The organism is Streptomyces sp. GL_141, from assembly GCF_057834385.1.
In genome coordinates this window covers 3,593,776-3,613,235 of sequence record NZ_CM174402.1, presented here as the reverse complement: position 1 = coordinate 3,613,235, position 19,460 = coordinate 3,593,776, and the positions used below count along the sequence as shown (strand labels likewise).

The window sequence follows — 19,460 nt, the reverse complement described above, 5'->3', positions numbered from 1 at the left end:
CACCGGTAGCACCGCCGCCTACGCTGAGCCGCCATGACGGCAGACGTGCGGCTGCGCCGCGGGCGCGGGGCGTTGGGGTTCAGTTTCTTCGTGCAGGGCGTGGCTTTCGCACTGCTCGTGACGCGGATCCCCGCCATTCAGGACCGGTACGGGATATCCGACGCACTGCTGCCCGTCTTCCTGGCGGCCGTGCCGATCCTCGCCGGTGTCTCCAGCGTGGTCACCGAGCACCTGGTGAAGCGGGTCGCGCCCAGCACCGTACTGCGGTGGGCGCAGCCGCTCGTGCTGCTCGCCCTGCTGGGGGTCGGCGCCGGCAGCGAGATGTGGCACGTGGCGCTGGCGCTCGGGGCGTTCGGGCTGTTCGTGGGGGCGCTCGACGCCTCCATGAACATGCTCGGGGTGAGCCTGCAGGGTGCGTACGGGCGCAGCATCATGCTCGGCTTCCACGCCTCGTACAGCCTCGGCGGGATCCTGGGGGCTTCCGCCGCGTGGGCGGGGGCGCACTGGCACCTGTCGCTGTTCAGTTCCTATCTGCCCGCCGTGGTGGTCCTGCTGCCGCTCGCGCTCCTCGCCAGCCGGTTCTACGTGGACCAGGACGCCAAGGCCGCCGCTTCGGGCGCCGCCAAGGGGCTCGGGCCGGGCGGGTTCAAGCTGCTGCTGCCGCTGTGCCTGGTGATGGCGTGCGCGTACATCGGGGACTCGACGGTCTCGAACTGGAGCGCCAAGTACCTCCAGGACGTGCTGGGCAGCTCCGAGCAGCTCGCCACCGTTCCGTACAACGTCTACATGGTGACCACCCTGCTCGGGCGGGCCGTGGGAGATCTCGGGGTGCGGCGCTTCGGGGCCGTGGCCGTCGTACGGATCGGGACGGTCGTCGCGGCGGGCGGGTTCGCCGTGGTCGCGGCGGCGCCCGGGGCGTGGGTGGGGATGCTCGGCTTCACCCTGCTGGGGTTCGGGCTGTGCGTGATCGTGCCGCAGACCTTCGCCGCCGCGGGCCGGCTGTTCCCGGACTCCTCCGACACCGCCATCGCGCGGCTCAACATCTTCAACTACGTCGGATTCCTGATCGGGGCGCCGCTCGTGGGCGGGATCGGGGACGCCTGGAGCTACCGGGGGGCGATGCTCGTGCCGATGGTGCTGGTCCTCGTCACTCTTTTCTATGCCCGCTCGTTCGGTACGGAGCCCGCCCGATACGGTGTCCGGCATGAGCGGCGAACCGGTGACCGGGCTGTTGATGTGGGACGAGGCGGTAACGAAGTATGACTTCGGGCCGGGCCATCCGATGGACCCGGTGCGCCTTGAGCTGACCATGGGTCTGGTACGGGCCTTCGGGCTCGACCGGGAGCTGGAGGTACGGGCGGGCCGGCCGGCCGGGGACTCGACGCTGCGGCTGGTGCACCGCGAGGACTACGTGGCGGCCGTGCGCGAGGTGTCCGCCGACCCCGGGGCCGCCGACGGTTCGTACGGTCTGGGGACGGCGGACGATCCGGCGTTCCACGGGATCCACGAGGCGTCCGCGCTGATCGCCGGGCAGTCGGTCGCGGCGGCCGAGGCGATCTGGCGCGGGGAGGCCGAGCACGCCGTGAACTTCGCCGGCGGGCTGCACCACGCGATGCCGGGTGGGGCGGCGGGGTTCTGCATCTACAACGACGCGGCGCTGGCGATCGCGCGGCTGCTGGAGCTGGGGGCCGAGCGGGTCGCCTATGTGGATGTGGACGTGCACCACGGGGACGGGGTCCAGGAGGCGTTCTGGGACGACCCCCGGGTGCTGACGATCTCGATGCACGAGCATCCGCGGACGCTGTTCCCGCAGACGGGCTGGCCGGAGGAGACGGGCGGGCCGGGGGCGGAGGGGTCGGCGGTGAACATCGCGCTGCCCGCCGGGACCGGGGACGAGGGATGGCTGAGGGCCTTCCACGCGGTGGTGCCGGAGCTGTTGGAGGACTTCCGGCCGCAGGTGCTGGTGACGCAGCACGGGGCCGATACCCACTTCGAGGACCCGCTGGCCCATTTGGCGGTGTCGCTGGACGCGCAGCGGGCGGTGATGGAGAGCTTTCACGAGTTGGCGCACTCCTGTGGGGCGGGTGGGCGTTGGCTGGCCCTCGGTGGGGGTGGGTACGCCGTGGTGGATGTGGTGCCGCGGTCTTGGACGCATCTGGTGGCGATCGCCGGGCATCGGCCGATCCCGCCGGAGACGGCTGTGCCGGGGTCTTGGCGGGATGCGGTGTATGCGCGGACGCGGGAGTTGGCGCCGGGGCGGATGACGGATGGGCGGGTGCCCGTCTGGCGGGACTGGGAGGGTGGGTACGACCCTGCGGATCGGATCGACCAGGCCGTGCTCGCCACGCGGCGGGCGGTGTTCCCGCTGCGCGGGCTGCTGGCCTGAGCCCTGCGGGGCTGTCCCCTACCCGCCCTTCCACCGTTCCCTGGGGCTCCGCCCCAGACCCCGCGCCTCAAACGCCGGCGAGGCTGTATTGGTTGGGCCAACGGGTGCGGGATTGGCTGGAACTGGCGAGCCGTCAGGGTTCGTGCGGGAGCATCGGGAGGGTGTTGAGTACCGGCGCGTTGCGTGCGCATCTGCTGGCCGCCCGCCTGGCCGGGCCCGTGGCTACCTCGCGGGAGGAAAGCCTGCGCAGTTACCGGCTGTTCGCGGCGCGGGATCCGCGGGTGCTGCTGGGGCTCGATCCCGCGTGGGGGTGGGGCGAGGGTGACCTGCTGCGGCTGATGGCGCAGAAGTGCGGGGTCTCGGCGGACCCCGCGCACGTCAGCGGGCCGGACGTGATCGATCCGGAGCTGACGGTGGCGGGGCTGGAGGCCTTCGCGGAGCGGCTGCGGGCGGCCGTGGCGGCCCGGGCCCCGGTGCTGTTCGGGACCGGTCACCCGCACCGGCTCCTGGGGTTCTACGCCACCTTGGCGGGGGCGCTGTCGGCGGCGGGATGTGATGTCCTCACTCCGGCGCGGGGGGCACCCGTCGACATGCAGACCCGGTTCGGCGTACGCACGCACCGCATCGATTACGTACGAGGGGTCGCACTGGTGCGGGAAGAGGGCGCGCGGCCGGACGGGAGTGACACCGGCGCGCACTCCCATTCGCCGCTGCCGGTTCGGATCGCCCTCGGGGCGCTGGCGGAGGCCGGCGGGCCGTTGCCGGAGCTGGTGGTGGGGGATCACGGGTGGGTCTGCGGTGCAGGTCAGCTCGGTGTGGAGGCGATCGGGCTGGCCGATACGGATGATCCCGCGCTGTTCGTGGGGGAAGCCGAGGGGCAGGTGTCGGTGGCGGTTCCACTTGATGACGCGGTGCGCGCGGACTACTACAGACCGCTCACTCGCTATGTACTCAATCGGGCGAGTCTGTCGGGTCGGCAGGAGTGGACGTAGCTCCTCTTCCCCACTCGTATCACACGCCCCTACTCTGGGGAGTGAGCGTGCGACGACGGGGCGTAACCGGAGGGGAAGCCGGTGCCCGTCATGCGCGGAAGGTCAAGGTGTGTCATGGCTGCTGGCGAGAGGCCTCTCAGTGAGGTTCAGTTCCTGACCGTGGCGGAGGTCGCCTCGGTGATGCGAGTGTCGAAGATGACCGTGTACCGCTTGGTGCACAACGGACATCTGCCCGCAATCCGGGTGGGCCGGTCCTTCCGGGTCCCCGAAAATGCGGTGCACGAGTACCTCCGCGAGTCCTTCGTGGGGGTGGAATCGGCCTGAGGGCAAGGGTCGGGAGCCCGCGGTGACCCCTCGGGGGCACGCGGATTACAAGCTCAGAGCTCGGGCGGGTAGGCTAGGCCGACGTAGGTCGTGTGGGCCCCGACGCCCCGCACCGAATGAAGAGAAGTGAGCGAGGGTAGTCGTGGGCTCTGTTATCAAGAAGCGGCGCAAGCGGATGGCTAAGAAGAAGCACCGCAAGCTGCTCAAGCGCACCCGCGTCCAGCGCCGTAACAAGAAGTAAACGGCAGCTGTACGTGTTTACCGCAGCCCCTCCACCATTCTGGTGGAGGGGCTGCGGTGCAGCCGGGGGACTTCTTCGAGGGAGGCGCTGAGCTCGTGGGGAAGGTCGTGCTGGTCACCGGGGCTGCCCGGCAGCTGGGGGGCCGCTTCGTGCGGCGGATCCAGCGGGACCCCGAGGTCGAGCGGGTGATCGCGGTCGACGCCGTGACCCCGCCGCACAGGCTCGGCTCGGCCGAGTTCGTCCGTGCGGACATCAGGCAGTCGGCCATCGCCCGGGTGCTGGCCGAGAACGCCGTCGACACGGTGGTCCATCTCGCGGTCACCGGGGGAGCGGCGGCGGGCGCGGGCTCAGGCTCGTACAGCACCGTCAAGGAAACGAACGTCATCGGGACGATGCAGCTCCTGGGAGCCTGCCAGAAGTCCCCGACGGTACGGCGTCTCGTGGTGAAGTCCAGTACCAGTGTGTACGGGGGCACCTCGCGGGATCCGGCCGTCTTCACCGAGACCACGCAGCCCAAGTCGCTGCCCGCCGCCGGCTTCGCCAAGGACGCCACCGAGGTCGAGGGATACGTACGCGGCTTCGCGCGCAGGCGGCCCGACGTCGCGGTGTGCGTGCTGCGGTTCGCCAACATCCTCGGGCCCTTCGCCGACTCGGCGCTCGCCGAGTACTTCTCGATGCCGCTGATCCCGACCGTGCTGGGCTACGACCCGCGGTTGCAGTTCGTGCACGAGGACGACGTCCTGGACGTGCTGCGCCTGGCCTCGCAGACCAGCGGGCCCGGCGGGCTCAGCGGGACCTTCAACATCGCCGGCGACGGGGTGCTGCTGCTGTCGCAGTGCGCGCGGCGGCTGGGACGGCCGACCGTGCCGCTGCTGCTGCCCGCGGTGACCTGGGTGGGCGCGGCGCTGCGGGCGGTCGGGGCGACGGACTTCTCGCCCGAGCAGATAAGGCTCCTCACGCACGGGCGGGTCGTGCAGACCACGCAGATGCGGGAGGCGCTGGGTTTTGAGCCGATGTATACGACCGCCGAGACCTTCGCCGACTTCACGCGGAGCCGGGGCGGCGGGCTGCTGCCACCGGACCGGGTGGGGCGGGCCGTGGACCGGGTGGCCGGGGTGCTGGACGTGGACATGGATGGAGCGAAGCGATAGTGGCGGACGCCAAGGTCATTCCGTTCGACGAGGACCGGCCGCGACGGCGGTCCTCGCCCGCCCGGCGGGTCCGGGTCGCGCCGGAGGCGCCGCTCACGCCCGTCGCGGAGCCGGCCGGTCCGGAGCCGGTGGTGGAGGCCGTGCCGGAGCCGGCCGCGGCGGACTCCTGGGACCGGCGGATCGCCGGCGGGCTCGCGTTCCTGCGGCGCCGGATCACCGGGGAGTACGAGGTCGACGACTTCGGCTACGACAAGGAGCTGACGGACCAGGTCCTGATGTCCCTGATGCGGCCGCTGTACGACAAGTACTTCCGGGTCGAGGTCAAGGGCATCGAGAACATCCCGAAGGAGGGCGGCGCGCTGATCGTGGCGAACCACTCCGGGACGCTGCCGCTGGACGGCCTGATGCTCCAGGTCGCCGTGCACGACCAGCATCCGGCGCAGCGGCACCTGCGGCTGCTGGCGGCCGACCTGGTGTTCATGCTCCCCGTGGTGAACGAGCTGGCGCGCAAGGCCGGGCACACCCTGGCGTGCGCGGAGGACGCGCAGCGGCTGCTGGAGGCCGGGGAGCTGGTGGGCGTGATGCCCGAGGGCTTCAAGGGGATAGGGAAGCCGTTCGGGGACCGGTACAAGCTCCAGCGGTTCGGGCGGGGCGGGTTCGTGTCGACCGCGCTGCGCGCGGGGACGCCGATCGTGCCCTGCTCGATCGTCGGGGCGGAGGAGATCTACCCCATGATCGGCAACTCGAAGACGCTGGCCCGGCTGCTGGGGATCCCGTACTTCCCGATCACGCCGACGTTTCCGCTGCTGGGGCCGCTCGGCGCGGTGCCGCTGCCGACGAAGTGGACGATCCAGTTCGGGGAACCGATTCCGACGGACGGGTACGCGGCGGAGGCCGCCGAGGATCCGATGCTGATGTTCAACCTGACGGATCAGGTGCGGGAGCAGATCCAGCACACGCTGTACAAGCTGCTGGTGCAGCGGAGGTCCGTCTTCTTCTGACCGGCGGGGTTTCTGACAGGCAGGATTCCGGCAGGGTTTCTGACGCGCCGAAGCGCCGGCGGGGCTGGATTTCCCAGACCCGCCGGCGCTTCGGCGCGTGGTGCCAGCGGTGTTAGTCGCTGCTAGTCGGCGTCCTCCGCATTGATGCCCAGGCCTGGGAGCAGGCCGGGGAGGAGGGGCGGGAGGGTGATGTCCGGGTGGGCGGGCGTGGGCGTGCCGCCGGGCTCGGACGGGGTGGACTGGCCCTGGCCCGCGGGCGGGTTCAGGAGGTTGCCCGTGCCGCCCAGGAGACCGCCGCCCGGGGGCGGGGTCTTCGGGGAACCCGAGGCGGACGGCGCGGGGGCCGCGGACGGTGCGCCCGAGGAGGGCGTCGCCCGCTGCTTGTTCGCCGGTGCGCTCGGCTTCGTGGAGGGTCCGGAGCCGCGGGTCTGTTCCGGAGGCTTCGGAAGCAGATTCTGGAGCGGCGCCACGTCTTGGTCTATGGCCTGGAAGACCGACTCCACCTCACCGCCCACGTCCGTGAGCTGCGCGGGGAGATTGCCCCGGAGCTTGGTCCACGCGTCCCGGTGCGAGCGGGAGAACGAGGACAGCGCCTGGATCGGGCCGAGCGAGCCGTCCCGTTCGTAGGCGGCCTGGAGCAGCCGGTGGCCCTCCGAGGCATCGTGCTTCATGCCCGCGAGGGCTCGGCGGATCTCGCCGAGGGACTCGTGGTCGAGTGCGCCGAGACGGCCGCGCTCCATGAGCCGGCGGGCCTCCGACAGACGGCTCGAAGCCTGGTCGAGATAGAGCTCGCCCCGGTCCGAATCGTCGTCGGCCATCCCGAGCCTGATGTCCTCCATGCCCCGCTTCACGGGGTACAGGTGGTCACCCGGCAGGGCGTCCGTGCTGGCAGCGGCCACTCCGCTGAAGGCCCCTGCGGCCACACCCACGGTGAGACCGCCTGCCGCAATGCCCTTGGACCAGCGGGAGCGGGGCCGCAATTTCCGGAGCGAGGTCGCCCGGTGGGCGCCGCGGCCGGTCCGCTGTTCGGGCACTTGAGGGTCGGCGGCCACGCCGCCTCCGGCCCTCTCTTCCATCACCTTGGCTTCCATGGCGGCAATGAGCTGGGCTCGTTGCACCACTTTGACCTCGGGGTCCAGCACCGGGCGCGGCATTCTTTCGCCGAGCACGCTCGCCAGGGCCAACAACCGGTCGTGGTCGGCAGGTTCGGCAGGTGCCTCGGACTGCTCGGCCGCCGGGTCCGGTTCCGAAAGGTCGGACGGGGTCCGCTCCTCCAGGGCCTGGGCGAAGGCGTTCGCCCGCCGGTGCGGAGTCACGTTCGCGATCACTGGCGGCACCTCCTCTCGTCATGACGATCGACTCCCCAAGGTGTCCGGAAGGTTGCCTTCCTTGAGCACATCCACCCTTTCGAGTGAGCGGCTTCGGGCAGGGCTTGTCCACAGGGAGCCTGCATTCCCCACAACGAGCGGCGCGGCACTTGGGTTACGGACGAAAGATGATCGGACCACAGCGTTGTTGGATTCGGCAGTGTCGTCACTGTCGTCGGTGTCATCAAGGTCATCAGGGAGGGGTACCGAAATGTGAGAGGAGGGCGGAGTCAGCGGGCGTCGTCGGGGAGCAGGCGGGCCAGGGTGCGGACCGCCCGGTACTGGAGGGTCTTGATGGCACCCTCGTTCTTTCCCATCACCCTGGCCGTCTCGGCGACCGAGAGGCCCTGCAGGAAGCGCAAGGTCACGCACTCCTGCTGCTGCGGATTGAGTTTCCGTACGGCTTCCAGCAGGGCCGCGTTGGAGAGGGACTCCAGGACGGAGTCTTCGGGGGACCGTTCCACCTCGTTGGCGTCGAGCATTTCGCCGGTGGTGACTTCCAGGCGGAAGCGGCTCGACTTGAAGTGGTCGGCGACCAGGTTGCGGGCGATGGTCACGAGCCAGGCGCCGAAGTCGCGGCCCTGCCAGGTGAAGGTGGAGATGCGGCGCAGCGCGCGCAGGAAGGTCTCGCTGGTGAGATCCTCCGCGGTCGCCTTGCCGCCGACGCGGTAGTAGATATAGCGGTAGACGGTGTCGCTGTACTGGTCGTACAGGCGGCCGAAGGCGTCGGCCTCGCCGGCCTGGGCGCGTTCGACCAGGTCCATCATGCGGGCCTGGTCGCTGTCCGCGGTGGGACGGCGGGCGGCGGGCGCGGTGGTCCCGGCGGCTGCGCCCCCGGCGGACGAGCCGCCGGCGCGACCGCGTCTGCCCACCGTTGCCCCGCCGTCGGTCAGGGCATAGCAAGGACCGGCCGGGCCGAGTCCGGCGGGGACCGCGGTGGCGAATGCGGGGACGGTGTACGCGGTGGGGACGAAGCCGCGCAGCTGGTCGAGGACCGTTGCGCGCAGCGTAGCCAGGCCCGAGGCGTCAACCCCGACAGGTGGGTACACGGGACTCCCAGAGGCAGAGCTTCCATCACGTGCAGTGCGGGACCGTTCACCCGTCGTAGCGACAGATGGCGGTGGCATGCGTTTGAGGAGAATAACGCTTCGTACAGGCGGCGCTACACCCAGTTGCTCAAATCACCGGTTACGACACTTCTGTTGCGTGTCGAGGGCATATTCAGGCACGGATGGTGATCGATTCTTGATCAGTTGGGTGCGCGGAATGCCTGCTTCCACGGTGGCTCACGACCGAGTAGGGCAGGGCGGAGTGCCGCGCCGGAGGCGCGGGTAGAGGTGAGCGAATGTCCCGGGCGGGGGAAGGCGCCGGGCGTGGTGGGGCGGGAGGCCGGGCAGGGCCCCGTAGTCGCTACTTGCGGCGGCGGTGCAGGGCGATGGCGGCGGCCGTGCCGCCCGCGATCGCGCCGACGCCCGCGGCGGCCGGGACGCCGATCTTCACGGCCTTGCGGCCGGTCCGATAGTCGCGCAGGCGCCAGTCGTTGGAGCGGGCATGCTTGCGCAGTTTTGTGTCGGGATTGATCGCGTACGGATGTCCGACCAGGGACAGCATCGGAATGTCGTTGTGCGAATCGCTGTACGCCGCGCAGCGCGCGAGGTCCAGTCCCTCGGCGGCGGCCAGGGCGCGGACCGCCTCCGCCTTGGCGGGGCCGTGCAGGGGCTCGCCGACCAGCCGGCCGGTGTAGACGCCGTCCACGGACTCGGCGACGGTGCCGAGGGCTCCGGTCAGGCCGAGCCGGCGGGCGATGATCGTGGCGGTTTCCACGGGGGCGGCCGTGACGAGCCAGACCTTCTGGCCGGCGTCGAGGTGGGCCTGGGCCAGGGCGCGGGTGCCCGGCCAGATCCGCACCGCCATGTACTCGTCGTAGATCTCCTCGCCGATGGACATCAGTTCGGAGACCTTGTGTCCCTTGACGATGGACAGCGCGCTGTCGCGGGCGTCCTGCATGTGCTCGGGGTCCTCGACCCCGGCGAGCCGGAACCAGGCCTGCTGCCAGGCGAAGCGGGCGAGCTCGCGGCGGCGGAAGAACTCCCGCTTGTAGAGGCCGCGGCCGAAATGGAAGATCGCGGCGCCCTGCATGACGGTGTTGTCGAGGTCGAAGAAGGCGGCGGCCAGGTCGTCGCCGGCGACGGGGAACTCCGGCTCGGGCCGGGCGGACCCGGCGGACTCGTCGGGCTCCTGCGGGGCCTCCGGCTCCGCTTCCGCCGCGCGTTCCGCTTCGGCGGTTCCGGGGAAGTCCGTGCCGTCGAGCGGCTCGTCGGCCAGTGCGGTCTTGCGGGCGGCCTCGGCCGAGGCCTCGCCTGCCAGCACGCTCCGCGCGGTGGCGGAGCGCCTACGGGGGGTGAGCCATCCCAGAGCGGCCATGACGCGAGCATAGCCACTGTGTTCGGGAGTTCCCGAACCGATGGGAATCGGTGGTGTGAACTCTTCGGTGCGCACGGCCCGGGGTCGTCGGCGTGCGGGCGCGGGAGAATGGGTGCATGAGTCCTTTGCTGCGCCGTGCCCCGAAGAAGCGTCCGGAGGAGCGGTTGGTCACGCTCATCGGGAAGCCGGGGTGTCATCTCTGTGACGACGCCCAGGAAGTGGTCGAGAAGGTCTGCGCCGAGACGGGCGCACAGTGGGAGAAGAAGGACATTTCGCAGGACGAGGAGCTGTACCGCCTGCACTGGGAGCAGATTCCGGTCGTGCTGGTGGACGGTGAACAGCACACCTTCTGGAGGGTGAACCCTGACCGGCTCCGACGGGCATTGCAGGCTTGAGCCTTCGGGCGGTTACCATCATGGGCGATTTATGGGGTCTCGGGGGCGTATTGGTGAGGAGTGTGTACCGTTTTGCCCCCTTCGGGAATTGAACGGGTTCGGCGTGTCGCTGGTTCCCGGCCCATACGCCCAAGGCGCGTGACCCCGGTCACTTTGCTCGGACAAAGCGGACACAATCTTTGTGCACGCGTTCACAAAGACATAGCCTGCATTCGACGGGGTGGTCCTGGGACAAGTGGCCACCTGCAGCCCCGCTCATCCCGCAGGAGCATCGTGGCAACTGGCCGAACTCACCGACCGGCGACCCGCAGCCGAGGTATTCCCGAGGCCACTGTCGCCCGGCTTCCGCTGTACTTGCGCGCCCTCACCGCGCTCTCCGAGCGATCGGTGCCCACGGTGTCCTCCGAGGAGCTGGCCGCGGCCGCCGGAGTCAACTCCGCGAAGCTCCGCAAGGACTTCTCCTACCTCGGCTCCTACGGGACCCGCGGCGTCGGCTACGACGTGGAGTACCTCGTCTACCAGATCTCCCGCGAGCTCGGGCTGACCCAGGACTGGCCGGTCGTCATCGTCGGCATCGGTAACCTCGGCGCCGCGCTGGCCAACTACGGCGGTTTCGCGTCGCGCGGCTTCCGCGTGGCCGCGCTCATCGACGCCGATCCGGCCATGGCCGGCAAGCCGGTGGCGGGCATGCCCGTGCAGCACACCGATGAGCTGGAGAAGATCATCGAGGAGAACGGCGTCTCGATCGGGGTCATCGCGACTCCGGCGGGGGCCGCGCAGCAGGTGAGCGAGCGGCTCATCGCCGCCGGTGTGACCTCCATCCTGAACTTCGCGCCGACCGTGCTGTCCGTGCCCGAGGGCGTCGACGTGCGCAAGGTCGACCTGTCGATCGAGCTCCAGATCCTGGCCTTCCACGAGCAGCGCAAGGCCGGCGAGGAAGCCGCGGCCCAGGCCGCTGCCGGCGGCCCCGCCGCGGGCACCGGCACTGGGGCGGCTCCGGCCGCCGCCGTCGTGCCGCCCGCCGGCCGCGCAGCCGCCGTCGCACGCAAGGGCGGCCCCGACGGGGACGTTCCGGCGGTGATGCCGGCATGAGTCTGCTCGTCGTTGGGCTGAGTCATCGCAGCGCGCCCGTGAGCGTGCTGGAGCGTGCTTCGCTGGCCGCCGATGCCAAGGCCAAGCTGCTGCACGACACGCTCGCCGCGGAACCGGCGGCGGAGGCGGCGGTGCTCGCCACCTGCAACCGGATCGAGCTGTACGCGGACGTGGACAAGTTCCACGCCGGCGTCGCCGAGCTGTCGACGCTGCTGGCGCAGCACAGTGGTGTCGCGCTGGAGGAGCTCACTCCTTATCTGTACGTGCACTACGAGGACCGGGCCGTCCACCATTTGTTCTCGGTGGCGTGCGGGCTGGACTCGATGGTGGTCGGCGAGGGGCAGATCCTCGGGCAGATCAAGGACGCGCTGGCGCTGGGGCAGGAGCTCCACACCGCTGGGCGGCTGATCAACGATCTTTTCCAGCAGGCGCTGCGCGTCGGCAAGCGGGCGCACTCCGAGACCGGGATCGACCGGGCCGGGCAGTCGCTGGTGACCTTCGGGCTGGAGCAGCTCGCCGTGCGGGTGCCGGTGGAGGAGTGGGCCGCGGGGAAGCGGGCACTCGTCATCGGGGCCGGGTCGATGTCTTCGCTGGCCGCGGCGACGTTGGCGCGGGTGGGTGTGGCCGAGGTCGTGGTGGCGAACCGGACCGCCGAGCGGGCGGAGCGGTTGGCCGAGATTCTGGTTGCCTCGGGCACCGGGGTTACGGCTTCCGCCGTGCCGATGTCCGCTGTCGCGGGTGAGCTTTCTCGGGTCGACGTGGTGGTGTCCTGTACGGGGGCCACTGGGCTGGTGCTGACCGGGGATGACGTGGCCGTGGCCATGGAGGAGCGCCCTGCGGGGCTGTCCCCTACCCGCCCTTCCTCCGTTCCCCGGGGCTTCGCCCCGGACCCGTTGCCGGGTGCGGCGCCGTTGCCGGGGGCCAGCCCCCGGACCCCCGCGCCTCAAACACCGGCGGGGCTGGACTTGGCTGAGGCCGACGCTGCGCTCGTTGCGCGGCTCGCCGTGCTCGCGGGTGAGGGGCGGCGGATCGCCGATGCCGGGGCCGTGCGGAGCAAGGTCGTCGTCGAGGAGCGGGACGGGTGTCCCGTCGGGCTTGAGGCGCTTGCCTCCGATCCGGGGCGGACCGCTGATGGGCGGGCCGCGCTCGCCGGGGTGGACGCCGGGTCGCTGGAGCTGCACGGGACCTGGGCCGACCAGGGCGAGGCCGCCGCGCAGCGGCAGCAGCCGCGCAAGGGCGTACGGAACCAGGTGGACGCGCAGCCCGTACGGCTCGCGCTGCTGGATTTGGCCATGCCGCGCGACATCGACGGCGCCGTGCACCGGATTCCGGGAGTCAGGCTCGTCGACATCGAGTCGCTCGCCGAGGCGTCCGCCGATGCGCCCATGGCCGCCGACGTCGACGCCGTACGCGCCATAGTGGCCGCGGAAGTGGCCGCCTTCGGTGCCGCCCAGCGGGCCGCGCACATCACGCCCACCGTGGTCGCCCTGCGCGCCATGGCCGCGGAGGTCGTCGCCATGGAAGTGGCGCGCCTCGACGGACGGGTACCCGATCTCGACGAGCGGCAGCGGGCTGAAGTGACTCAGACCGTGCGCCGCGTCGTCGACAAGCTCCTCCACGCGCCGACCGTGCGCGTCAAGCAGCTCGCGAGCGAGCCCGGCGGCGCCGGGTACGCCGAGGCGCTGCGCGAACTCTTCGATCTCGACCCGCAGACGGTGGCCTCCGTCAGCCGGGCCGACGAGGCTGACAAGAACCACGACTCAGGACGGGCATCATGAATCCACGTCTCGACCAGCCGCTGAGGCTCGGCACGCGGCGCAGCAAGCTGGCCATGTCCCAGTCCGGGCATGTCGCCGAGGCGGTACGGGCGATCACCGGCCGGCCCGTCGAGCTCGTGGAGATCACGACCTACGGTGACGTGTCCCGCGAGAGCCTCTCCCAGATCGGCGGCACCGGCGTCTTCGTCACCGCCCTGCGCGAGGCCCTCGTACGCGGTGAAGTCGACTTCGCCGTGCACTCGCTGAAGGACCTGCCCACCACGCAGCCCGACGACCTCGTCATCGCGGCCATGCCGCAGCGCGAGGACCCGCGCGACGCGCTCGTCGCCCGCGACGGCCTGACCTTCGAGCAGCTGCCCGACGGTGCGCGCATCGGCACCGGCTCGCCGCGGCGCAGGTCGCAGCTGCACGCTTATGCGAAGTCGCTGGGGAAGGTCATCGAGACCGTCGCCATCCGCGGGAACGTCGACACCCGGATCGGGTACGTGCGGGACGGTGAGCTCGACGCCGTCGTGCTGGCCGCCGCCGGGCTCAACCGGATCGGCCGCGGCGACGAGGCCACCGACCTGATCTCCGTGGACAACATGCTGCCCGCGCCCGGCCAGGGTGCCCTGGCCGTGGAGTGTCTGGCGTCCGACACGGACCTGATCTCCGCGCTCGCCGAGCTCGACGACCCGTACACCCGGGCCGCCGTGACCGCCGAACGCGCCCTGCTCGGCGCCCTGGAGGCCGGCTGCAGCGCCCCCGTGGGCGCGCTCGCCGACCTGCTGGCCGACGGGCAGATTGTCAATGAGATGCGCCTGCGGGGAGTCGTGGGAACCCTCGACGGTTCCACGCTGGTGCAGCTGTCCACCACCGGTCCCGTGCCCCAGTCGTACGACGAGGCCATGGCGCTCGGCCGCGAACTCGCGGACGAGATGCTGGCCAAGGGCGCGGCCGGTCTGATGGGGGAGCGGTCGCTTTGAACCCCACAAGCCCAACCACCTCCGCGTTTGCGTCCGTCGCCGTCCAGGGGCACGTCACCTTCCTCGGTGCCGGCCCGGGCGACCCGGGACTGCTGACGCTTCGCGCCGTGGAGGCCCTGGCCGCCGCGGACGTACTGATCGCGGAGCCCGAGGTGCTCGAAGTCGTACGTACGCATGCGCGCGCGGGGGTGGACACGCCACAGCTGACGGTTGCTGACGAGAAGTCAGCAGCCGCCGGGGTCCCGGTCATCCGAGATGCCGCCAATCTTGTCATGGAGGCCGCACGCTCCGGCAGGCGGGTCGTCCGTGCCGTCACCGGTGACCCCGGACTCGACGGGAACGCGGCCGAGGAGATGCTCGCCTGCGCCACCGGCGGCATCCCCTTCGAGGTCGTCCCCGGCGTCGCGACCGCCGTCGGCGTGCCCGCGTACGCCGGTGTCCCGCTGGCCGGCAAGCAGGGTGCGGACGTGCGGTTCGTGAACGCGCGGAACGCCTCCCCGCGCTGCTGGAGCGAGGTGGGCGCCAGCGACGGCATCCTCGTCGTCTCCGCGACGCTGGAGACCGTTTCGGCGGCGGCGGCCGAGCTGATCGGCGCCGGGCGCAAGCCCGACACCCCCCTCACCGTGACCGTGGCCGGTACGACGACCCGCCAGCGGACGTGGAGCGCGACCCTGGGCACCATCGCCCAGGTGTTCAAGCAGGGCAAGATCCTCCCCTCGCCCGAGGGTGCGCGCTCGGTCATAGCCGTGGTCGGGGAGCACGGTGCCGTCGCGCGCCGCGAGGAACTGTCCTGGTTCGAGTCGAAGCCGCTGTTCGGCTGGCGCGTGCTCGTCCCGCGCACCAAGGAGCAGGCCGCCTCGCTCTCCGACCAGCTCCGTTCGTACGGCGCGGTGCCCCACGAGGTGCCGACCATCGCCGTGGAGCCGCCGCGCACCCCGCAGCAGATGGAGCGGGCGGTCAAGGGCCTGGTGACGGGCCGCTACGAGTGGATCGCCTTCACCTCGGTGAACGCGGTCAAGGCCGTGCGCGAGAAGTTCGAGGAGTACGGGCTCGACGCCCGTGCCTTCGCCGGCATCAAGGTCGCCGCCGTCGGCGAGCAGACCGCCGCCGCGCTGGTGGAGTTCGGCGTCAAGCCCGACCTCGTGCCCAGCGGCGAGCAGTCCGCCGCCGGTCTGCTGGAGGACTGGCCGCCGTACGACCCGGTCTTCGACCCGATCGACCGCGTCTTCCTGCCGCGCGCCGACATCGCCACCGAGACCCTGGTCGCCGGGCTGATCGAGCTCGGGTGGGAGGTCGACGACGTCACCGCCTACCGGACCGTGCGCGCCTCGCCGCCGCCGCAGGACACCCGCGAGGCGATCAAGGGCGGCGGCTTCGACGCCGTGCTCTTCACGTCGTCCTCCACCGTGCGCAACCTCGTCGGCATCGCCGGCAAGCCGCACAACGTCACCGTCATCGCCTGCATCGGCCCGGCCACGGCCAAGACGGCCGAGGAGCACGGGCTCCGGGTCGACGTGCTGTCGCCGGAGCCGAGCGTGGGCAAGCTGGCGGAGGCCCTGGCGGAGTACGGGGCCGCGCGCCGCGAGGCCGCGAAGGAGGCCGGGGAGAGCGTGTACCGGCCGAGCGAGCGGCGGCCGGGGGCGCGCAGGCGCCGTACGACCTGATGTCCGCCTTAGCGGTGTTAGTGGGCAGGGCCCGGGTGCGATGCGCACCCGGGCCCTGTGGCATGTTCGGGCCGTGATCACGGAACCCGATGACGCCGATGACGCGGTGGCGCCGCTGTGCGCGGCGGTGGCGGCGTACGAACATGAGGCGGCCGAGGAGCTCGTGGAGGCCGGCGCGGATCCGGACCGGGTGCTGCCGGACGGTACGACCCCGCTGCTGCGGGCCGTCGAGAGCGGCTCCCCGGCGGTGGTGAGGGCGCTGCTGTGGTCCCGGGACCTGCCGGAGCCGGGGGCGCGGCTGCCGGAGGCGGAGCGGGTACGGCTGCTGGACGCGGCCCGGCGGTGGTACGGGGCGGGCGCGGAGGCGGAGTTGCGGCGGCTGACGGGGGCGGTCGGTCCGGCGGAGACCTCGTCGGTGGAGGAGGAGTGGCGCGAGGTCGAGCAGATCACGCTCGGCGGGCTGACGGTGCGCGCGGGACACGGCGCCGTCCTGACCACCCTGGAGTCGGTGTTCGGTGTTCCGGTCCCTCTGGAGGAGCTGGTGGACCGCGCCGTCCGGCACACCGACTCCTCGCACGTGGACTGGTCCGCGGCCGGGTTCCGGCTCGAGGATCGCCTCGCCGAGGGCAGCCGGGAGGTGGTTACGGCTCTGCGGTACCACCCGTCCCCCGTCCATCGCCGCTTCGCCGCCGACTGGCTGCTGAGCCGGCAGTGGGGCCTGCGGGCCGACGCGTACCCGTACGACGAGGAGGACCGGGAGCTCCTCGCCGCCTGGGCAGACGTGGAGCCGGACCCCGCGGTCCTCGCGGTGGTCCTGTGGGCCCTCACCGAGCACGACGTGGGACACCCGAGGCTGGAGTCCCTCGGCCTGAGGTACGCCGTCCACCCGGATTCCGGGGTGCGCTTGCGGGCGGTGGACTGCCTGGGCCGGTCCGAGGGGCCGGCCCAGGCCGCGGAGCACGAGGCCCTGCGGCTCCTGGCGGGCGACCCCGACGACGAGGTGCGGTACGAGGCCGCCCTGAGCCTGCTGTGGGCGCAGCAGGACGTGGACGCCATGCACGGCGTGATCCGTGACCTGGTCCGTGACCCGCGGAGCCCGATGCGGCTAGCGGCGGCGGAGCGGCTGGGGGAGTCCGGCGACCGCACGGCCGATGCCACGGACCTGCTCCTGTCCCTCCTGGACGCGGACGACACGCTGACCAGGATGCTCGGCGCGTACGGACTGGCCCTGCGGGATCACCCGGACACCCCTTGGGCGTACGCGAAGGCGGAGGAACTCGGACCCTTCCACCCGTCCGACCACCGGGGCAACAACGGCCTCTGGGACTGGGAGGAGCGCAACCGCCCCGCCGGGCCGACGGGCCCGGACGGCGGGGCGGGGCCGGGGCGGGCCGGGCTCTAGGCTTGTCCCGACTGCTGTCGAAGCTCGAAGAGGCGACTAGAAGATGAGCACGTACGGATCCTTCCCCGGCTCGCGGCCCCGCCGGCTGCGCACCACCCCGGCGATGCGGCGGATGGTCGCGGAGTACCGGCTGCACCCCTCGGACCTGATCCTCCCGGCGTTCGTCCGTGAGGGCATCAGCGAGCCGCTCGCCATCTCGGCGATGCCGGGCGTGGTCCAGCACACCCGGGACACGCTGCGGAAGGCCGCCGTGGAGGCCGTCGAGGCCGGAGTCTCGGGGATCATGCTCTTCGGCGTACCGGCCGACGAGAACAAGGACGCGCGGGGTACGGCGGGCACCGAGCCGGACGGGATCCTCCAGGTCGCGATCCGCGACGTGAAGGCGGAGGTGGGCGACGATCTGGTGATCATGTCCGACCTGTGCCTGGACGAGTACACCGACCACGGCCACTGCGGGGTCCTGGACGAGCACGGCCGCGTGGACAACGACGCGACGCTGGAGCGCTACGCCGAGATGGCGCAGGTGCAGGCCGACGCGGGCGTCCACGTGGTGGGTCCGAGCGGGATGATGGACGGCCAGGTCGGCGTCATCCGCGACGCGCTGGACGAGACGGGCCACGAGGACGTCTCGATCCTCGCGTACACGGCCAAGTACTCCTCCGCCTTCTACGGTCCCTTCCGCGAGGCCGTCGCGTCCTCGCTCCAGGGCGACCGCAAGAGCTACCAGCAGGACCCGGCGAACGCCCGGGAGTCGCTGCGCGAGCTCGCCCTCGACCTGGAGGAGGGCGCCGACATGGTGATGGTCAAGCCGGCCGGGCCCTACCTCGACATCCTCTACCGGGTCGCGCAGGCGGTGGACGTCCCGGTGGCGGCGTACCAGATCAGCGGCGAGTTCGCGATGATCGAGGCGGCGGCGGAGAAGGGCTGGATCGAGCGCGACCGGGCGATCCTGGAGACCCTGCTCGGCATCAAGCGGGCGGGCGCGGACACGATCCTGACGTACTGGGCCACCGAGGTCGCGCAGTGGCTGCGCGCTGAGCGGTAGGGCGCAGCCGGAGGCCGGAGCGCACCGACTCGCATCGCCTCCCGCGCAGGTGCACCCTGGAGGCAGGGTGCACCGAACCCGGAGGTGATGCGCCATGACCACGCTCGTCGGGTGGCATGTGGAGCTCGAATTCACCGAGGAGGGCCACCGAACCAGTGCGGCGGCCCTGGTCAGACTCGGGGACGGCTCCGAGATACGGGCGCACGGCTACGCCATGCGTCACCCCTCCGATCCGGAGCAGCTGCGGGTCGGGGAAGAGATCGCGGGCGCTCGCGCGCTGATGGACATCGCGTCCCAGATGCTGCAGAAGGCCCACACGGAGATCGACGCGGCGACGGGCCGGCACTCGTACCCGCTGCACTGACGCGTGCGTCGAGATGAGGGCGCGGTGCGCCGTGTCGGTGCACCGCGCCCGCCCGCGCCGCCCGCGGCCTCGTCGTCGCCTACCGCGTCCGCCGTTCGAAGAAGACGGCCGCCAGGGCCACGGACACCACGCCGATGGCCGCGCACCAGGCCAGGGCCACCCAGGGGGCGTCGCCCGCCGGCTGGGCCAGGAGCAGGGCCCGGAGGGACTCGATCACCGGGGTCAGCGGCTGGTGGTCGGCGAAGCCGTGGAGCCAGCCGGGCATGGTGTCGATGGGGACGAACGCGCTGGACGGGTACGGCAGGAACATCATCAGGAAGGTGAAGCCACCCGCCGCCTCCGGGCTGCTCGCGAGCAGCCCGAGCGTCGCGGCCAGCCAGGAGATCGCGGTGATGTACGCGACCAGGAGCGCGGCCGCGGCCAGGTAGCCGCGCGGCGAGGCCTGGGGCCGGAAGCCGATGGCGAGGGCGACGGCCAGGACCAGGCCGGTGGACACGAGGTTGCGCAGGACCGAGGCCGCGACGTGCCCGGCCAGGATCGGGACGCCGCCGATGTCCAGGGACCGGAAGCGGTCGATCACGCCTTCCTTCATGTCGGTGGCGACGCTGACGGCGGTGCTCGCCGCGCCGAAGCCCGCGCAGAGCAGCATCGCTCCCGGGACCACGTAGGTCACGTAGGTCGTCCCGGTGTCGATGGCTCCACCGAAGAAGTAGACGAAGATCAGCATCAGCATGACCGGCAGCATCAACGCCGTGATCAGGACGTCCGGTTGGCGGCTGCTGATGCGCAGGCTGCGCCCGGCGAGGGCGTGGGCCGCCGCGATGACGCCGGGGCGGGCCGCCGCGGAAGTGGCCATGGGCGCGGTCAGG

General features: G+C 71.5%; 19 protein-coding genes. 15 read left to right on the top strand and 4 right to left on the bottom strand.

Annotation, left to right across the window (positions count from 1 at the left end):
* Positions 1-33: 33 nt before the first annotated feature.
* From AC3IX6_RS15655 to AC3IX6_RS15625, 7 genes are all read left to right on the top strand, one after another.
* The gene (locus AC3IX6_RS15655) at positions 34-1,263 is read left to right on the top strand and encodes an MFS transporter (protein WP_489370687.1); all 1,230 of its coding nucleotides are present in this window, start codon (positions 34-36) and stop codon (positions 1,261-1,263) included.
* Positions 1,235-2,386: an acetoin utilization protein AcuC gene (locus tag AC3IX6_RS15650; RefSeq protein WP_489371461.1), complete on the top strand. Its 1,152-nt coding sequence runs from the start codon at positions 1,235-1,237 to the stop codon at positions 2,384-2,386. Before AC3IX6_RS15655 ends, AC3IX6_RS15650 begins: the two co-directional genes overlap by 29 nt.
* Before the next feature lie 161 nt (positions 2,387-2,547).
* A complete protein-coding gene (locus AC3IX6_RS15645) occupies positions 2,548-3,378 on the top strand; it encodes a phosphatase (protein ID WP_489370686.1) in 831 nt (276 codons plus the stop codon).
* Between the two features lie 114 nt (positions 3,379-3,492).
* Complete coding sequence (locus AC3IX6_RS15640; protein ID WP_162688852.1) at positions 3,493-3,702, top strand: helix-turn-helix domain-containing protein; 210 nt, start codon at positions 3,493-3,495, stop codon at positions 3,700-3,702.
* A 142-nt stretch (positions 3,703-3,844) separates the two neighbouring features.
* Positions 3,845-3,943, top strand: coding sequence for a 30S ribosomal protein bS22 (locus tag AC3IX6_RS15635; protein WP_003948845.1), 99 nt, complete (start codon positions 3,845-3,847; stop codon positions 3,941-3,943).
* Between the two features lie 95 nt (positions 3,944-4,038).
* On the top strand, positions 4,039-5,094 hold the full coding sequence (locus AC3IX6_RS15630) for an NAD-dependent epimerase/dehydratase family protein (RefSeq protein ID WP_489370685.1): 1,056 nt from the start codon (positions 4,039-4,041) through the stop codon (positions 5,092-5,094).
* Positions 5,094-6,095 (top strand): lysophospholipid acyltransferase family protein, encoded by a 1,002-nt coding sequence (locus tag AC3IX6_RS15625; protein WP_489370684.1) that lies wholly within the window; start codon positions 5,094-5,096, stop codon positions 6,093-6,095. Before AC3IX6_RS15630 ends, AC3IX6_RS15625 begins: the two co-directional genes overlap by 1 nt.
* Positions 6,096-6,217: 122 nt before the next feature.
* Here AC3IX6_RS15625 and AC3IX6_RS15620 read toward each other — a convergent pair whose 3' ends face one another.
* The 3 genes from AC3IX6_RS15620 to AC3IX6_RS15610 form a co-directional block, all read right to left on the bottom strand.
* Positions 6,218-7,423 (bottom strand): DUF5667 domain-containing protein, encoded by a 1,206-nt coding sequence (locus AC3IX6_RS15620; protein ID WP_489370683.1) that lies wholly within the window; start codon positions 7,421-7,423, stop codon positions 6,218-6,220.
* Positions 7,424-7,692: 269 nt separating this feature from the next.
* Complete coding sequence (locus AC3IX6_RS15615; protein WP_243340126.1) at positions 7,693-8,511, bottom strand: ECF subfamily RNA polymerase sigma factor, BldN family; 819 nt, start codon at positions 8,509-8,511, stop codon at positions 7,693-7,695.
* 361 nt (positions 8,512-8,872) lie between these two features.
* Positions 8,873-9,886, bottom strand: a complete 1,014-nt coding sequence (locus AC3IX6_RS15610; RefSeq protein WP_489370682.1) for an HAD family hydrolase — start codon at positions 9,884-9,886, stop codon at positions 8,873-8,875.
* Between the two features lie 116 nt (positions 9,887-10,002).
* On the opposite strand from AC3IX6_RS15610, the gene AC3IX6_RS15605 reads away from it, so the two are divergent.
* The 8 genes from AC3IX6_RS15605 (at position 10,003) to AC3IX6_RS15570 (ending at position 18,591) form a co-directional block, all read left to right on the top strand.
* Positions 10,003-10,281 carry a glutaredoxin family protein gene (locus AC3IX6_RS15605; RefSeq protein WP_489370680.1) on the top strand — a complete coding sequence of 93 codons (279 nt, stop codon included), beginning with the start codon at positions 10,003-10,005 and terminating at the stop codon, positions 10,279-10,281.
* Between the two features lie 273 nt (positions 10,282-10,554).
* On the top strand, positions 10,555-11,373 hold the full coding sequence (locus AC3IX6_RS15600; RefSeq protein ID WP_385373795.1) for a redox-sensing transcriptional repressor Rex: 819 nt from the start codon (positions 10,555-10,557) through the stop codon (positions 11,371-11,373).
* A complete protein-coding gene (locus AC3IX6_RS15595; RefSeq protein ID WP_489370679.1) occupies positions 11,370-13,151 on the top strand; it encodes a glutamyl-tRNA reductase in 1,782 nt (593 codons plus the stop codon). The genes AC3IX6_RS15600 and AC3IX6_RS15595 overlap by 4 nt, the downstream gene beginning before the upstream one ends.
* Complete coding sequence (gene hemC / locus AC3IX6_RS15590; RefSeq protein ID WP_489370678.1) at positions 13,148-14,116, top strand: hydroxymethylbilane synthase; 969 nt, start codon at positions 13,148-13,150, stop codon at positions 14,114-14,116. The genes AC3IX6_RS15595 and hemC overlap by 4 nt, the downstream gene beginning before the upstream one ends.
* The gene (locus AC3IX6_RS15585; RefSeq protein WP_489370677.1) at positions 14,113-15,780 is read left to right on the top strand and encodes a bifunctional uroporphyrinogen-III C-methyltransferase/uroporphyrinogen-III synthase; all 1,668 of its coding nucleotides are present in this window, start codon (positions 14,113-14,115) and stop codon (positions 15,778-15,780) included. Before hemC ends, AC3IX6_RS15585 begins: the two co-directional genes overlap by 4 nt.
* Before the next feature lie 73 nt (positions 15,781-15,853).
* Positions 15,854-17,182, top strand: coding sequence for a HEAT repeat domain-containing protein (locus AC3IX6_RS15580; RefSeq protein WP_489370676.1), 1,329 nt, complete (start codon positions 15,854-15,856; stop codon positions 17,180-17,182).
* A gap of 43 nt (positions 17,183-17,225) precedes the next feature.
* A complete protein-coding gene (hemB, locus tag AC3IX6_RS15575; RefSeq protein ID WP_274548939.1) occupies positions 17,226-18,227 on the top strand; it encodes a porphobilinogen synthase in 1,002 nt (333 codons plus the stop codon).
* 94 nt (positions 18,228-18,321) lie between these two features.
* Entirely contained in the window at positions 18,322-18,591 is a 270-nt protein-coding gene (locus AC3IX6_RS15570; RefSeq protein WP_489370675.1) for a DUF1876 domain-containing protein, read from the top strand.
* A gap of 79 nt (positions 18,592-18,670) precedes the next feature.
* Here AC3IX6_RS15570 and AC3IX6_RS15565 read toward each other — a convergent pair whose 3' ends face one another.
* Positions 18,671-19,447 (bottom strand): ABC transporter permease, encoded by a 777-nt coding sequence (locus AC3IX6_RS15565; RefSeq protein WP_489371460.1) that lies wholly within the window; start codon positions 19,445-19,447, stop codon positions 18,671-18,673.
* Between the last annotated feature and the right edge of the window lie 13 nt (positions 19,448-19,460).

Coding starts and splice junctions, on each gene's coding strand:
- hemC (WP_489370678.1), top strand. CDS start 13,148: ATGAATCCACGTCTCGACCAGCCGCTGAGGCTCGGCACGCGGCGCAGC.
- AC3IX6_RS15640 (WP_162688852.1), top strand. CDS start 3,493: ATGGCTGCTGGCGAGAGGCCTCTCAGTGAGGTTCAGTTCCTGACCGTG.
- AC3IX6_RS15650 (WP_489371461.1), top strand. CDS start 1,235: ATGTGGGACGAGGCGGTAACGAAGTATGACTTCGGGCCGGGCCATCCG.
- AC3IX6_RS15610 (WP_489370682.1), bottom strand. CDS start 9,886: ATGGCCGCTCTGGGATGGCTCACCCCCCGTAGGCGCTCCGCCACCGCG.
- AC3IX6_RS15605 (WP_489370680.1), top strand. CDS start 10,003: ATGAGTCCTTTGCTGCGCCGTGCCCCGAAGAAGCGTCCGGAGGAGCGG.
- AC3IX6_RS15595 (WP_489370679.1), top strand. CDS start 11,370: ATGAGTCTGCTCGTCGTTGGGCTGAGTCATCGCAGCGCGCCCGTGAGC.
- AC3IX6_RS15565 (WP_489371460.1), bottom strand. CDS start 19,447: ATGGCCACTTCCGCGGCGGCCCGCCCCGGCGTCATCGCGGCGGCCCAC.
- AC3IX6_RS15655 (WP_489370687.1), top strand. CDS start 34: ATGACGGCAGACGTGCGGCTGCGCCGCGGGCGCGGGGCGTTGGGGTTC.
- hemB (WP_274548939.1), top strand. CDS start 17,226: ATGAGCACGTACGGATCCTTCCCCGGCTCGCGGCCCCGCCGGCTGCGC.
- AC3IX6_RS15570 (WP_489370675.1), top strand. CDS start 18,322: ATGACCACGCTCGTCGGGTGGCATGTGGAGCTCGAATTCACCGAGGAG.